The following is a 16,338-nucleotide window of genomic DNA, read 5'->3' on the forward strand; positions in this document are numbered from 1 at the left end:
TTTTAAATAAAATTTTTTCAAAAAAAAATTGAAATAAAGAAACTTTATCCCCTATTTTGTCAAACAATTTCACGACATATTTATACTTTGGTAACAGCATCAATCTGGTCGATTTCGACTTATTTTCACCGGATGCTACATTCTCTGATTAAACCCAACGTATAGCTGTTGAAGTGCAGTTGTTTTTATTAACCATTTTTAAAAACTTAACGAATTACCTATGAAAAATCATTTGTACAGATGGTTTGGTCGTTTCGTGCGACAAGGTATAGCATCAAAGTTGCCTTCAACAGCAATTCTGATGACTATTACATTTTTGATGTCTGTGAGCGTTTTTGCTCAGGACAAGACTGTAACGGGTAGGGTTACTGACGCCGTAGACGGCTCAGGTCTGCCAGGAGTTTCAATCCAGGTAAAAGGAACAAATAAAGGAACTCAGTCGGATGTTACAGGGAATTACAAAATTGTAGTTCCATCAACAGCAACCCTGGTTTTTTCTTTTGTAGGTTACTCTAAAGAAGAAGTTGTGGTAGGCAACAGAGCTGTTGTAGATGTGAAACTGGGTTCTGATTCAAAAGCACTAGAAGAAGTTGTTGTGGTTGGTTATGGTACTCAGAAAGTAAAAGATGCAACAGGTTCTGTGGCTTCTTTGAGCACTAAAGACTTCAACAAAGGGGTTATCGCTTCTCCTGAGCAATTACTTCAGGGCCGTACTGCAGGTCTTCAGATTACGCCTGCCAGTGGTGAACCTGGTGCTGCGCCAAACATCAACATTCGTGGAGCCGGTTCTATCCGAAGCGGTAATGGTCCGCTTTTCGTAGTGGATGGTGTTCCTCTTGACAACAGTTCCGCTGATGCTACACAAGATGCCGGAGCTGGTTCTGCTTCTCCGAGAAACCCGCTGACCTTCCTTAACCCTTCTGACATTGAAAATATCTCTGTTTTGAAAGATGCTTCCGCTTCTGCCATTTACGGTTCAAGAGGTGCTAACGGGGTTATCCTTATTACTACTAAAAGAGGTAAAAAAGGTCAGGGATTACAATTCTCTTCAAATACCAGTATCTCTACTGCTGCAAAACGTTATGACTTGCTTTCAGCTTCTGATTTCCTGGCAGGTGTACAAAAACTGGGAGGCGATAAAACTGCTGTTGATAACAAAGGAAACACTAACTGGCAAGATCAGATTTTCCGTACAGGTGTTTCTCAGGACTACAACCTGGGTTACGGCGGAGGTAACGAAAATACCCGTTATCGTGCAACTGTTGGTTACAGTGATCAGAAAGGTATTGTTCAGAATTCTGGCTTGTCACGTTTCACAGGTCGTTTAAACCTTTCTCAGGATTTATTCAAAGATAAAGTAGTGATCGACTTATCTTTAACAGGATCAAGTGTTAAAAACACTTATGCTCCTATCACTGATAACGCAGGATTCCAGGGAAGTTTGATCGGGGCTACCATCATTGCTAACCCAACTAACCCTGTTTATAACTCTGACGGTACTTTCTTCCAGCCTGATGATACCCAACGTAACCCAAGCGCTATGCTGGCTTATATCGATGACAAAGATAAAGTTGACAGATGGTTAGCTAACCTTAGCGGTACCTGGAAAATTACAAACAACTTATCTTATAAAGCTACTTTAGGTTTAGACAGATCTACTACTACCCGTAATCAGTGGTATGATCCTAAACTTCGTACCTATACCGGAACACCTACCATCAGAGGGGTAGTAATTGCTCAGGCAACAGGAAACGGACAAGGATGGGAATTCAACAAAGATGTTAAATCTACTTTGGTTGAGCATACTTTTACCTATGACAAAAAAATGGGTAAAGATGCGATCAATGCCGTTGTAGGTTATTCATATCAGAAATTTGAAAACTATTCATGGAACCATGTAGGATATGGCGGAACAAATGGTGAATTCAATAAAAACCTGGGGGCATTCAAAAAACAATTGAGCTGGGGTGATAGTACCAAAAGCGAATTGCAGTCTTATTTCGGCCGTGTGAATTACAGCATCGGTGATAAATACTTCCTTACCGGTACTTTGCGTGTGGATGGTTCGACTAAATTCGGTACAAACAATAAATACGGTTATTTCCCGGCATTTGCAGGAAAATGGAAAATCGGAAATGAAAACTTTGTTCCGAAAAGCGTATTTAATGATTTGGCTGTTCGTTTAAACTGGGGACAAACCGGTAACCAGGAATTCCCGGGTGGTATTGCTCAGGCTGTTTCTCAACACAACTATAACGGTTCCGATGTACCTATTAATGCTGCGAACCCGAATATCAAATGGGAAACAACCACTACTTATGGTGCTGGTTTAGACTTCGCTATCCTTGATGGTCGTTTGAGTGGTTCGGTTGATTATTTCAACAAATCTACTACTGATCTTTTATTCCTTGCTGTTTATGCACAACCTGCTGCAGTAAAACAAAGATGGGTTAACCTTCCGGGTAATGTAAGAAATACAGGGGTTGAAGTAGGTTTAAACTTCCAGGCTGTTCAGGCTAAATCATTTACATGGGAAGTTTTATATAATATGACATTCCTGAAAAACACTATCGAAAACTTTGGTTCTGCTAATATCAACACTGGTAACGTAGATGGTCAGGGTTTATCAGGTGCTTATGCTCAGAGATTCTCAAATGGTTATGCCCTTTATTCTTTCTATTTGCCAACATTTACTGGTCTTGATGCAAACGGTTTAGGTACTTATGCTGACAACGGTGCTTCAACTATTGTAGGTAATCCGATCCCAAGTTTTACTTTCGGTTTTACCAACAACTTTACATTCGGCAAATTCAATGCCAGCTTGTTTTTTAATGGTTCCAGCGGATTCTATCTATACAACAACACTGCAAATGCCTTATTCCTTGCAGGTAGTTTAAAAACAGGTCATAACGTTAGCTATGATGTGTTAAACAGTAATGAAAATCCACTGAATGCTGGTTCAGTTTCCACTCGTTTCCTTGAAAAAGGTGACTTCATTCGTCTGGCCAATGCTTCTGTTGGTTATACTTTTGACTTACCTGCTTCAAGCAAAATTAAGACTCTACGTGTTTCGTTAACAGGACAGAACATGTTTGTAATCACAAACTATTCAGGATTAGATCCGGAGGTGAATACAAACAAAGCTAAAGACGGCGTTCCTTCTCGTGGTATGGACTACACGGCTTATCCTAAAGCCCGTACGTTTACATTAGGTCTTAATCTTGGATTCTAATCATTTTAAAATTTTAGTTTAGAAATTATGAAAACAAAATATAATTCAATTGCATTAGTCAGCCTGTTAGTACTTGCTAATATGAGCTGTACTAACTTGGATGAAGAAATACTTCAGGGTAAATTTGTAACCAGCGGTAGCGGCAGCACTACAATTAATGTTAGTGCAGCATTAGCGGGTACTTATGACCAATTGAACGGCTTTTCCGATCAGTCTAACGTTTACGCTTTGGAAGAACATCCCTCAGATGAGATGATGGGACCAACCCGTGGAACTGACTGGGATGACTTTGGTACATGGAGAAAATTACACCAGCATACCTGGGACCCTTCTCACAACCAGGTTTCAGATACCTGGGATAACCTGAACATCGGTTCTTACAGAGCAACTCAGACACTTTCTGTAGCGACTGATAATCAGACTAAAGCAGAAGCGAGTTTCCTCAGAGCATTTTATATGTTCTATATCGTTGACCTTTACGGACAAGTTCCTCAAAGGGAAGCAGCAGATTCACCTGACTCGAACCCGAAAGTTTATAACCGTAAGGATGCTACTGATTTCGTAATCAAAGACCTTGATTTTGCTGCCAATAATTTAGCCTCCGGCATTCCTGGAAAAGCTACTAAAGAAGCTGCAAATACGATGTTGGCGAAAATGTATCTTAATAAAGCAGTTTATACCCAGGATCCGGCTTCTCCGGCTGGTCCGTTCACTTTCGCTAAAGCGGATATGGACAAAGCAATTGCTTATTGTGATGCCGTTATTAAAAGTGGTAAGTTCAGCCTGCAGCCTGCCGGAACCTGGTATCAGAACTTTTACTGGGATAATACCAAGGATTCTAAGGAGTTGATTTTCGTAAGAGAAAACCAGGATGGCAGCCCGGTAGCTACTGTTAAAAACCGTACGTTCATGGGTCTGCATTACAATCAGCAGCCTAGTGGCTGGAACGGATTTACTACACTTGCCGACTTCTACAATAGCTTTGATGCTAAAGATGAGCGCCGTGGTGGTAAATTGGCAGGATTTACTGATAAATTAGGAACAAACTTCGGTTTCCTTGTTGGTCAGCAATATGCAGGAGATGGCAAAACTCAGATTAAAGACCGTAGTGGTAATCCTTTGATCTTTACGCCTGATGTAAACATTAACTATGCAACTGAAGCAAAAGGGATCCGTGTAGTTAAATTCCCTTTACACCCTATCTCTGACGGAGCAGGTGGATACAAAGCAGATGAGAACAGTGGTAATGACTATATCTTCCTTCGTTATGCTGACGTACTTTTAATGAAAGCAGAAGCGATTTTAAGAGGTGGTTCACCAACTAACGGCGATACTAAAGAATCTCTTGTGAATCAGGTTCGTCAGGCTCGTGGCTTATCAGCTCTTGCAACTGTTGATGACAAAGCTATCCTTTTGGAAAGAGGTCATGAACTTTATTATGAAGGTTGGAGAAGAAATGACCAGATTCGTTTTGGTACATTCCTTGATCCGGTTGATCAACGTTCAACTAAATCACCTGCTTTCAGAGTATTGTTCCCTATTCCACAAAGAGCAGTTGATACTAACCCGAACTTGAAACAAAACGTAGGATATTAATTTCCGGTCATTTTGAGTTCAAATTGATAAAACAGCAGTCCCTCGTGACTGCTGTTTTGTTTAAAAGCTAATACGCTGATATGCAAGATGAAAGCCTTACACATTTTTCTAATCACTATACTGTTTTTTTCCTGTAAAAACACTGATACCTTATTTGAAAAAACAGACCCTCAAAAAACCGGCATAACTTTTATCAATCAGATTCAGGAATCTGAGAAGGAAAATATTCTTACCTACGAATATTTCTATAATGGCGGAGGTGTTGCGGCAGGAGATTTCAATAACGACGGACTTACTGACCTCTATTTCTCAGGAAATCAGGTTGAAAATAAATTATACCTCAATAAAGGAAACTGGCAATTTGAAGATATCAGTCTTAAATCCGGAACTGCCGGAAGAAATGGCGGATGGAAAACAGGCGTAAGTCTGGTAGATATTAATGCTGACGGCTGGTTAGACATTTATTTATGCTATTCCGGCCTGAAAGAAGAAAATCTCCGGAAAAACCAGCTTTTTATTAATAACCACGACCTGACCTTCACCGAAAAAGCTGCCGAATACGGACTCGATGATCCGGGCTATTCTACACAGGCTGCTTTTTTAGACTATGATCTGGACGGCGATTTAGATTGCTTTCTCATCAATCATAACCTCAAAAACTACGAACGCAAAGAAGCTAATATCATGCGTTCGGAAAGAGACAAGTTTGCAGGAGACAAACTCTTTCAAAACAATCAGGGGAAATTTACGGACATCTCTGAAAACGCTGGCATAAAAGGAAATCCGCTGGGATTCGGATTGGGATTAATGGTTTCGGATATAAATGCTGACGGCTATCCGGATATTTATGTTACCAACGATTATGTTGAAGACGATTATCTGTATATCAATCAGAAAAACGGCACTTTTAAGGATGAACTAAGAAATTACATTCAGCATACCTCCTATTCTTCTATGGGTATCGACATCGCTGATCTGAATAATGACCAGCTTCCTGATATTTTCACGCTGGACATGCTTCCTCATGACAATGCCCGTCAGAAAACACTGCTTTGGCCTGATAACTGGAATGTATATCAATCTCAATTGCAAAATGGATTCTGGCATCAGAATATGCGGAATATGCTTCAGATCAATCAGGGGAATGGCTCTTTTGCCGAAATCGGCCAGCTAGCCGGTGTTTCGAATACTGATTGGAGCTGGGGAACATTGCTGGCAGATTACGACCTGGACGGCTTCAAAGACATTTTTGTAAGTAATGGTCTTGGGAAAGACTTCACCAATGCAGATTTTATTAAATATTATGATCAGGTAGCTTCAAACGGGAAAAACCTGTCTCTCCCGGACTACCTGAAACAGATGCCTTCGAGTGAAACCAAAAACTATATTTTTCAAAATAATAAGAACCTGGGATTTGAAAACCGCCAGAAAGAATGGGGATTTGATGAAGCCGCCATTTCAAGCGGTTGTACTTACGCCGATCTGGACAATGACGGAGATCTGGATATAATTACCAACAACCTGAATGAAACGGCCAGAATATTCAGAAATAATGCTGCCGATCAGAAAACAGCTCATAATTTTTTAAAAATACAACTCAGAGGAAATCCCGGAAATACCTTTGGTATCGGCGCCAAAGTATTTGTAAAAAACAAGGAAGCTCAACAGTATCAGGAAAATAACCCTACCCATGGCTTTCAGTCAAGTGTGATCCAGCCTCTTATTTTTGGTTTGGGAACATTTTCAGGAGAAAATGAGGTAACCGTTATCTGGCCAAATGGAAAATCTCAAAGAGTTCCGGCAAATTCAGGCCAGAAAACACTTATTTTAGAAGAGAAAAATGCCAGTACTACTACAACAGCTCCTTTGAAAAAAGAAGGATTATTTGAAGAAATAAATTATCTGAGTTATCAGCACAAAATCCTTCCGGTCAACGACTTCGATCATCAGATTATGCTTCCCTGCCATTACTCCTATCATGGGCCAAAAATGGCCGTCGGAGATATTAACGGCGACGGCAATGAGGATGTTTTTATCTGCGGAAGTTCTGCCCGGAAAGCAAGCTTTCTTATAAAATCTGCGGATAAGTTTATCGTAAAAACTGCGGATTTTCTTGAAGCAAAAGAAAATCAGGATGCTGTTCTGGCAGATTTTAACGAAGATAAATTCCCGGATTTATACCTGGCAAACGGGAATTACAGGAACGCACAGGTTAATGAAAATACTGATGAGCTCTGGTTCAACGACGGAAAAGGAAATTTCTCAAAAGGAAACCTTCCGCCGGATGCTCTCAACAATTCCTGCGTAAAAGTATTGGATATTGACAACGACGGAGACCTTGATCTATTTGTCGGAGGTTCAATTCAGGCTAATAAATATCCTTTTTGTGAAGAAAGCAGGTTATTGAAAAATGACGGAAAAGGGAATTTCAGCCCTGTCTCACTTGGTAAAATCGGTCTGGTCAATGATGCTGTGGTAACGGATTTTGACAAAGATGGTTTCCCTGATTTATTGGTTGTCGGGGAATGGATTCCTCCTCTCCTTCTGAAAAACAATAAAGGAACTCTTTCCTCTGAAAATCAGCCTGAATCTTTGAAAAATCTAAGTGGCTGGTATAATGCTATTGAAAAAGCAGATTTAGATGGAGATGGCGACGAAGACTTTGTTTTAGGAAATCTTGGCATCAATACACAGATTAAGGCATCCGCTACCGAACCGGCTTCATTGATTTATAATGACTTTGACCAAAACGGGACCATCGACTTTTTCATGAACTATTACATTCAGGGGAAAAGTTATCCGGCTGCCTCCAGAGATGAAATTGCAGAGCAGATTCCGGCTTTGAAAAAAATCTTTTCTGACTATCAATCCTATGCGTCTGCCACAATTGAGCAGTTTTTTGACAGTCAGCAACTTTCACAGGCACAAAAAAGGGAAATTACCCAGTTAAATTCTGTTATTCTCGAAAATGCAAAAGGAGACTTTGTTGTCCATCAGCTGCCTGTTCAGGCTCAATATGCTCCGGTTTATGCACTTGCACTGGACGATTTTAATGCTGATGGGAAAAAAGACATACTGCTGATGGGAAATAATAGCAGATTTCGCCTGAGAATCGGGAAAGTTGATGCAAATTTTGGGATAATACTGCTAAATAAGGGTAATTTTATGTTCGACTATTTACCACAGAATCAATCAGGCCTGGACATCAGAGGAGATGTGCGTTCGGTCAGAAAGATAGGAAATGGTTTGCTGATAGGCGTAAATGATAATACCATGAAATATTACAGGCTCAGGAAAAATAAATAGCAGATTCTTTACAGGATTAAGTTCCTCTTTGCTTACAATTAACCATTTTTAAATATAATACAATTATGAAAAAAATGTGGATTTGGATCCTTGGAACAGGTTTGCTGACCTTTTCCTGTAAGACCAAAAATACAGATACCCTCTTCGAAGAACTTCCTTCTTCTGAAACAGGGATTGACTTTACCAATCATATTCTTGATAAAAAAGACTTTAATATTTTCAGCTACCGGAACTTTTATAACGGAGCCGGTGTCGCTATCGGCGATATTAACAACGATGGTTTGCCCGATATTTTTCTTAGTTCAAATTTCGAGGAAAACAGATTATTTTTAAACAAAGGAAATCTCAGATTTGAAGACATTACCTCAAAAGCAGGCATTGTCGGAAAGAAATTCTGGAGTACAGGCGTCACATTTGCTGATGTAAACGGAGATGGAAACCTGGACATTTATGTGTGTAATTCCGGAAGCCGTGATGAAAGAGGCAACCAGCTTTACATCAACAATGGTACAAAGGGAAAAGGAGGAATTCCCACCTTTACAGAAAAAGCCAAAGAATACGGCTTAACCGACGGTGGCTTCTCTACCCATGCCGCTTTCTTCGACTATGATCGTGACGGAGACCTTGATATGTATCTGCTTAATAACAGTTTTACCCCGATGGACAGATTGGGATATGCAAATCTGCGAAACCAAAGGGATAAACTGGGAGGCCATAAACTATTCAGAAATGACGGAGAACATTTCACAGATGTTTCCGAGCAGGCAGGAATTTACGGAAGTCTGATAGGATTCGGACTAGGCATCACCATCGGTGACGTCAATAATGATAACTGGCCTGACATTTACATTTCAAATGATTTCTACGAAAAAGACTATCTCTACATTAACCAGAAAAACGGAACATTTAAGGAGTCTTTGGAAGACGAAATGCAACATATCAGCCTTTCTTCAATGGGGGCAGATATTGCAGACATCAACAATGACGGAAATCTGGATATTTTCGTAACAGATATGCTTCCTGAAAATGATGAAAGACTGAAAAAGACCTCCACATTTGAAGGCAATGATATTTTTCAGTTTAAGTTAAAGCAAGGATATCATTATCAGTATATGCGTAATATGCTCCATATCAATAATGGAGACGGAACATTCTCAGAAGAAGGTCAGCTTGCAGGGGTACATGCGACAGACTGGAGCTGGGGCGCTTTGATGTTTGACATGGACAATGACGGTTTGAAAGACCTTTTTGTCGCCAATGGCATTATGAAAGACCTTACTGACCAGGATTATGTTGCTTTTCTGGGAGATGTAAGAACGATGCAGCAAATGCTTGACGGAAAGCAGTTTCAATATAAGGATTTTGTAGATAAAATGACTTCCACACCTGTTCCGAATTATGCTTTCAAAAATTTAGGGAACCTTAAATTTGAAAACAAAGCGGCAGAATTCGGTCTGGAAGGTCCGGGTTTTTCAAATGGTTCAGCTTACGGAGATTTAGACAATGATGGTGATCTTGATCTGGTTGTTAACAATAATGATGCTCCGGTTTCAATTTATAAAAACAGAACCAATGAAAAGCTGAAATCCCATTATCTGAAAATAAAACTCAATGGCACAGGAAAAAATATCTTCGGCATTGGCACTACGGTAAAAATCTATCAGCAAGGTGGTTTACAGGTTTTACAACAAATGCCTAACCGGGGATTTCAATCGTCTATGGATCTGACGCTGAACTTCGGTCTGGGTAATAATGCCAAAATTGATTCTCTGGTGGTAATCTGGACGGATGATAAAAAACAGACGATAAAGAATGTCAAACCGGATCAGCTGTTAGTTCTTGATCACAAAGATGCCAGAGAAACTTTCGTTCCTGAAAAGTTGAATACTTCCGGAGAAATGTTTAAAGATGTTACCACTGAGGTCAATTTCAACTACCAGCATGAAGAAAATGACTTTATTGATTATAACCGTGACGGTTTGCTGAAACAAAAATATTCTACTGAAGGCCCGGCACTTGCCATTGGGGATATTAACGGCGACGGTCTGGATGATGCCTATATCGGTGGTTCTGCTACCAAACCAAAATTCATTTATCTTCAGCAAAAATCCGGAAAATTCGTACCTACTATTCCGGAAGCATTTAAAAAAGATTTTTACCTGGAAGTAGTTGATGCACTGTTCTTTGATGCTGATGGCGACAAAGATCTTGATCTGTATATTGTAACCGGAAGCAATGAATTCAGTAAAGATTCTCCTGAACTCCGCGATCGTTTATATATGAATGACGGAAAGGGAAATTTCACAGAAAACCCGGGGCTTCCTTCTGTAAGAGCAAGTGGTTCTGTCGTAAAAGCGGCTGATTTTGATTTGGATGGTGACCTGGATCTCTTTGTCGGAACCCGTTTAATTCCTGAAGAATATGGCAGGATTCCAGACAGCTATCTTCTCCTGAATGACGGAAAAGGCAATTTCAGTAATGTGAGTAAACAAATACTTGGAGAAGCACAGCACCTTGGAATGGTGACAGACGCTTCATGGCAGGATGTTGACGGAGATAAATATCCTGAGCTGGTACTGGTTGGAGATTGGATGCCTGTTACAATTCTTAAAAATGTTGGCGGGAAAAGCTTTAAACCTATGGATCTGGGCTTAAAAAATATCAATGGCTGGTGGAATTGTATACAACCTGCAGATATTGACCAGGATGGAGACATCGATTTTATACTGGGAAACTTAGGGTTAAATCATAATATGAAAGCCTCGGAAACAGAACCGGCAGAACTATATGTAAATGATTTTGACAAAAACGGAACCACAGAACAGATTATCAACTGCTATCATCAGGGCAAACAATGTCCGATGGTTTTAAAAGCAGACCTGCAAAAACAGCTCCCGGTAATCAAGCAGAAATTCCTGAAATATTCAGATTATGCAACGGCTCAGATTAAAGACCTGTTCTCTGACAGTCAGCTGGAAGGATCAACGATTTTGAAAACCAATAATACCCAGACTTCATTCCTGATTAATGAAGGAAATGGTAAATTTTCTATAAAGGCACTGCCTCAGGAAATTCAGGTTTCACCAGTTACTGCTATTCAGACCCTTGATTATAACCATGATGGCATACTTGATATAGCCCTGGCGGGAAACTTTTATGACGTCCTTCCGGAAATAGGCCGATACGATGCCAATTATGGGCTTATTCTTCAGGGAAAAGGCAAAGGAGCCTTTGAGGTAATAAAGCCTAAAAAATCAGGTTTCTTTACCAAAGGTCAGGTAAGAAAGATGAAACTGGCTAAAAACAACAATGGCGGATCAATATTGATTTTAGCCAAAAACAGCGATAAAGCACAGGTTTTCAGCATAAAATAAACCCTGCGGTATCAAATAATTATCAGGTATTTTAAAAGTTAAACCCCTGTTTGCCAGACAGAAAGTACTCAGACTTTCAACTCCGGCAAACAGGATCTTCTTTCGGATCAAATCCGGAATTCTTTATTATGAAAGCGAAAAATATATATTTTCTGATCATAACCTGCTTTAGTTTTTTCCTCTTTTCCTGCCGAAAATCTTCAGAACCATCTTTATTCAATAAACTGGATTCAACGGCTACAGGCATTTCATTTACCAATCAAATTACTGAAAATGAACAATTTAACATTATAGAATATCTTTATTTCTACAATGGTGCCGGAGTGGCCGCCGGAGATATAAACAATGACGGACTAACTGATATATTCTTCAGCGCAAATCAGGGAGAAAATAAGTTATATCTCAATAAGGGTAATTTCAAGTTCGAAGATATTTCTCATAAGGCAGGAATTACAGGTAACAGTAACTGGAAAACAGGGGTCACGATGGCTGATATTAATGCCGACGGTCTATTGGATATCTATGTTTGTGCAGTAGGAGATTACAAAGGTTTTAAGGGGAAAAATGAGCTTTTTATCAATAACGGCAATGGTACTTTTACCGAAAAAGCCCGGGAATATGGCCTGGATTTTTCAGGGTTTTCAACACAGGCCTCCTTCTTCGACTACGATCATGACGGGGATCTGGATATGTTCCTGTTAACGCATTCCGTACACAGCACGCGCTCCTATGATAAAGCCTCCACCCGAAATATTCCCGATGCCAGATCAGGAGATTATTTATTTAGAAATGACTCAGAAGTCTCCTCAAAAGACAAAACCTTCCTTCCAAAATTCACAGACGTAACACAGCAATCCGGTATTTATCAGGCGGTTATGGGATATGGATTAGGCGTATCCGTTGCGGATTTTAACAATGATGGCTGGGAAGATATTTATGTTTCCAATGATTTTCATGAAGATGACTATTACTATTTAAACCAGAAAAATGGTAGTTTTAAAGAAGTCGGAAAAGAGTATTTTGGACATACAAGCAGGTTTTCGATGGGTTCCGATGCCGCCGATCTCAACAATGACGGCTATACAGATCTCATGACACTAGACATGTATCCTGAAGACGAAACGGTAGAAAAATCCTCTGCCGGAGAAGACCCTTTCGACATTTATCAATACAAACTGAGTTATGGATACGGGTATCAATACAGCCGGAACTGCCTGCAAATCAATCAGGAAGGAAAATATTTTAGTGAAGCTGCAAATATTACAGGGTTAGCTGCAACAGACTGGAGCTGGTCTTGCCTGATGGCTGATTATGACAATGATGGTTTAAAGGATATTTTCATCTCAAATGGCATCGTAAGAAGACCTAATAACCTGGATTACATCAAATATTTATCCGGCGAAGGCTCCCGACAGCTTTCTGATACAGACCTGTTAAAACTTATGCCTGAAGGCAAGTACCATAACTACATCTTCAAAGGTTCAAAATCATTACATTTCGAAGATAAATCATTCAAATGGGGGTTTTCAGAGGCAAACATTGCCAATGGAGCAGCCTATGCGGATTTAGATAATGATGGGGATCTTGACTTAATAACCAATAATATCAATGAACCTGCAGGGATTTATCAGAACCAAAGCCAGGAACTCACCAAACATAATTACCTGACAATCAAACTAAAAGGAGACAATCCGAATACCTTTGGCATCGGGGCTAAAGTAATGATTAAGCAAAAAGGTGATGCTCAATATCAGCAGCTTATGCCTTCCCGGGGATTTATGTCGGCCTCGGAACCTGTTTTGCATTTTGGTTTAGGAAATAATCCGGAAATTGATTCCGTAGTTGTAATCTGGAATAATCAGAAGACAGAGGTTAAAACCAGAGTTAAGTCAAACAGCACCCTGATTTTTGATCAGAAAAATGCCATACTCAAAACTGTTCTTCCTACGGAAAAAAGTACAGAAAATGGACTGTTTCAAGATCTGAGCGCCTCATCCGGAATAAATTTTGTGCATCGGGAAAACCCTTATTCCGATTTTTCAAGAGAAACACTTATCCCTTTTCAGCTTTCAACTGAAGGGCCTGCCTTAGCGGTTGGAGATATAAATCATGATGGATTTGATGATTTATATATAGGCGGCGCTAAAAATCAGGCCGGAGCCCTGTTTATTCAGCAAAATGGTAAATTTATTCCTGCAAATTCTGCCGTATTTCTTCAGGATTCACTTGCTGAAGATGTAGATGCTGAATTCTTTGACGCCGATGGAGACGGCAATCTGGATTTGTATGTGGTAAGTGGCGGGAATGAGCTTGACGGCAAATTCGAAGCACTGAAAGACAGACTATACCTCAATGATGGAAAGGGAAATTTCAGGAAAGCACTCAATCATCTCCCTGTTTTTTACGGAAACAAATCCTGTGTAAAACCTTTCGATTTTGATAAAGATGGCGACATAGATTTATTCATCGGAGGGCGTTCGGTTGGAGGGCATTACGGACAAATTCCGGAATCATACCTGCTTATCAATGACGGAAAAGGACATTTCAGTAATCAAACCAATACTTTAGCCCCTGGGTTATCACATATCGGAATGGTAACAGATGCTTTCTGGGCAGATTTTAATAATGACAGGGAAGTAGATTTAATCCTGATCGGAGACTGGATGGGAGTCAGGTTATTTGAACATAAAAACGGGAAACTGGCACTTCAGAAAAATGAGATTTCAGACCTGCATGGTTTCTGGCAAGGGCTTTCTGTAACAGATTTTGACAAAGACGGAGATCTTGACTTTGTAGCAGGGAATCTGGGTACCAATAATAAATTCATTAAAAATCCGGAAAAATCCATGTTAAGGATGTACGTCAAAGATATTGATAACAGCGGAAGTCCTGAACAAATTCTGGCTTACAACCGGGCCGAAAACTGGTATTCTGTAGCCGGAAAAGATGAACTTGGGAAACAAATACCTTCGGTAATTAATAAAAAATTCACCAATTATCATCAGTTTGCCGGAAAGACTATAGCAGAAATATTTGACGGGAATGAACTTGACGGAGCAGCAGAGTCTGAGGTAAATACGTTTAGCAGTACTTATTTTGAAAATGACGGAAAAGGGCATTTCAAAGCATATCCCCTACCCTTTGAGGCTCAGCTTTCCAAGGTTTTTGCCATAACAACAGGCGATTTTAACCATGACGGGAATCCGGATATAGTCCTGGGTGGAAATCTGTACGGTGCCAGTATGTACCAGGGAAGATATGATGCAGGCAAGGGATTGATTTTAGCGGGAGATGGAAAAGGACACTTTAAAGCCTTGCCGGGTTCTCAAAGCGGATTCATAGCAGATGGTGAAATCCGGAAAATCAAGCTGCTGCAAAAAGGTAAATTACTCTTAGCAGCCAGAAACAACAATAGTGTTAAAATTTTCAAAGCCAATCATTAATATCTGAGTTTGGGAGGAATTCCGGAAAATTCCTCCCAGGCTTACTTCAGCGTCGCAACTATTTTTTTAACAAACTCATTGCGGTTGAAATGATCTTCATTCGGCGTGCATCCAAGCCGAACGACCACTAATTCTTGAGAAGGTATCACCGTAACAGATTGTCCTTCAAAACCTAAAGCCATAAAAGCATCTTGCGGAAAGCTCTTATCTTTATGTTCGATCCAAAACTGAGCTGCATATTTGCCATCGGAATGAGCCGTTTCTGAAGCAGAATATTTCACCCAGCCTTCCGGCAAAATTCTTTCGCCATTCCAGACACCATCCTGCAAATATAACTGCCCGAATTTCGCCCAGTCTCTGGCTGTAGCAAACATAAATGAAGAACCAACGTAGGTTCCGGAAGCATCGGGTTCTAAAACGGCACTTTTCATCCCTAATTTTCTAAAAAGACGCAAATGCGGAAATGCCAGGTAATCTGTATGTTTAGGGAATTGTCTTCTGATTATTTCCTGCAGAATATTCGTAGTACCACTTGAATACGACCAGATTTCAAAGGGTTTTGCTTTAGCTTTAGCCTGTAAAGCATAAGCCCCCGCTCCTTTTGTCCGGAAAAGCATAGTCGTTGCATCACTTGGTTTGGCATAATTTTCTTCAAAATCCAATCCGCTGCTCATTCTCATTAAAGCATCGGTTGTAATATTTTTTCGGTCATCATTCTTCCATTCTTCAAGCGGAGCAGGTTTTTCCAGGTCAATTTTGCCATCTTTTACCAATAAACCAATCATGGCATTGGTAACGCTCTTAGTCATCGACCAACCTAAAAGGGGTGTTTCCGGCTTGATGTTCGGAGCATATTTTTCTGCAATAAGTTTGCCCTTATGCAATACAATTACTGCACGTGTACGCAGAATTTCTTTGGGATTTTTTTCGCTGAAAATGTCATTTATCACCTTATCCAATTCCATTTTATCAACTCCTTCGGCCTTCGGATCTTCAGAAATCAATTGCCCGGAGACGGTATCAGCAGGAAGTGTGTAAGAAGGTTGGCTTCTGAGTTCTTCTTCCGTTATTTCATTGACCAAAGTACAGCCAAGGCCTTTACGAAAGATAGCTTTTGATTCGCCCAAACCATAAATACTGGCAGAAACACTTTGTTTTTCCTTATCGACTTTTATATCAGCAAAAGGAACAGCATACAGTTCCTCAGCTTTGATACTCTCAAAATCTCTTCCTGAAACAAACATACAGGAGCATACCGTTTTTGCATCATATGAAGAACCGATATGGGCGTATCTGACAGCATAATTTAATCCATAAGCTAATCCACCGACCGCTATCGCCAATACTACATAAAGAAATTTTCTTGTATTTGTCATGATGAAAATTG

General features: G+C 40.1%; 6 protein-coding genes. 5 read left to right on the forward strand and 1 reads right to left on the reverse strand.

Annotated elements, in window-relative coordinates:
• Positions 1–220: 220 nt before the first annotated feature.
• From BM179_RS17735 to BM179_RS17755, 5 genes are all read left to right on the forward strand, one after another.
• Entirely contained in the window at positions 221–3,232 is a 3,012-nt protein-coding gene (locus BM179_RS17735; protein ID WP_092018498.1) for a SusC/RagA family TonB-linked outer membrane protein, read from the forward strand.
• A 27-nt stretch (positions 3,233–3,259) separates the two neighbouring features.
• Positions 3,260–4,828, forward strand: coding sequence for a RagB/SusD family nutrient uptake outer membrane protein (locus tag BM179_RS17740; protein WP_092018499.1), 1,569 nt, complete (start codon positions 3,260–3,262; stop codon positions 4,826–4,828).
• A gap of 87 nt (positions 4,829–4,915) precedes the next feature.
• Complete coding sequence (locus BM179_RS17745) at positions 4,916–8,134, forward strand: VCBS repeat-containing protein (RefSeq protein WP_092018500.1); 3,219 nt, start codon at positions 4,916–4,918, stop codon at positions 8,132–8,134.
• Between the two features lie 65 nt (positions 8,135–8,199).
• The gene (locus BM179_RS17750; RefSeq protein ID WP_092018501.1) at positions 8,200–11,508 is read left to right on the forward strand and encodes a VCBS repeat-containing protein; all 3,309 of its coding nucleotides are present in this window, start codon (positions 8,200–8,202) and stop codon (positions 11,506–11,508) included.
• A gap of 128 nt (positions 11,509–11,636) precedes the next feature.
• Positions 11,637–14,951, forward strand: a complete 3,315-nt coding sequence (locus BM179_RS17755; protein ID WP_092018547.1) for a VCBS repeat-containing protein — start codon at positions 11,637–11,639, stop codon at positions 14,949–14,951.
• Positions 14,952–14,992: 41 nt separating this feature from the next.
• Here BM179_RS17755 and BM179_RS17760 read toward each other — a convergent pair whose 3' ends face one another.
• On the reverse strand, positions 14,993–16,327 hold the full coding sequence (locus tag BM179_RS17760) for a serine hydrolase domain-containing protein (protein ID WP_092018502.1): 1,335 nt from the start codon (positions 16,325–16,327) through the stop codon (positions 14,993–14,995).
• Between the last annotated feature and the right edge of the window lie 11 nt (positions 16,328–16,338).

The organism is Pseudarcicella hirudinis (genome assembly GCF_900115665.1).
Classification (GTDB): Bacteria; Bacteroidota; Bacteroidia; order Cytophagales; family Spirosomataceae; genus Pseudarcicella; species Pseudarcicella hirudinis.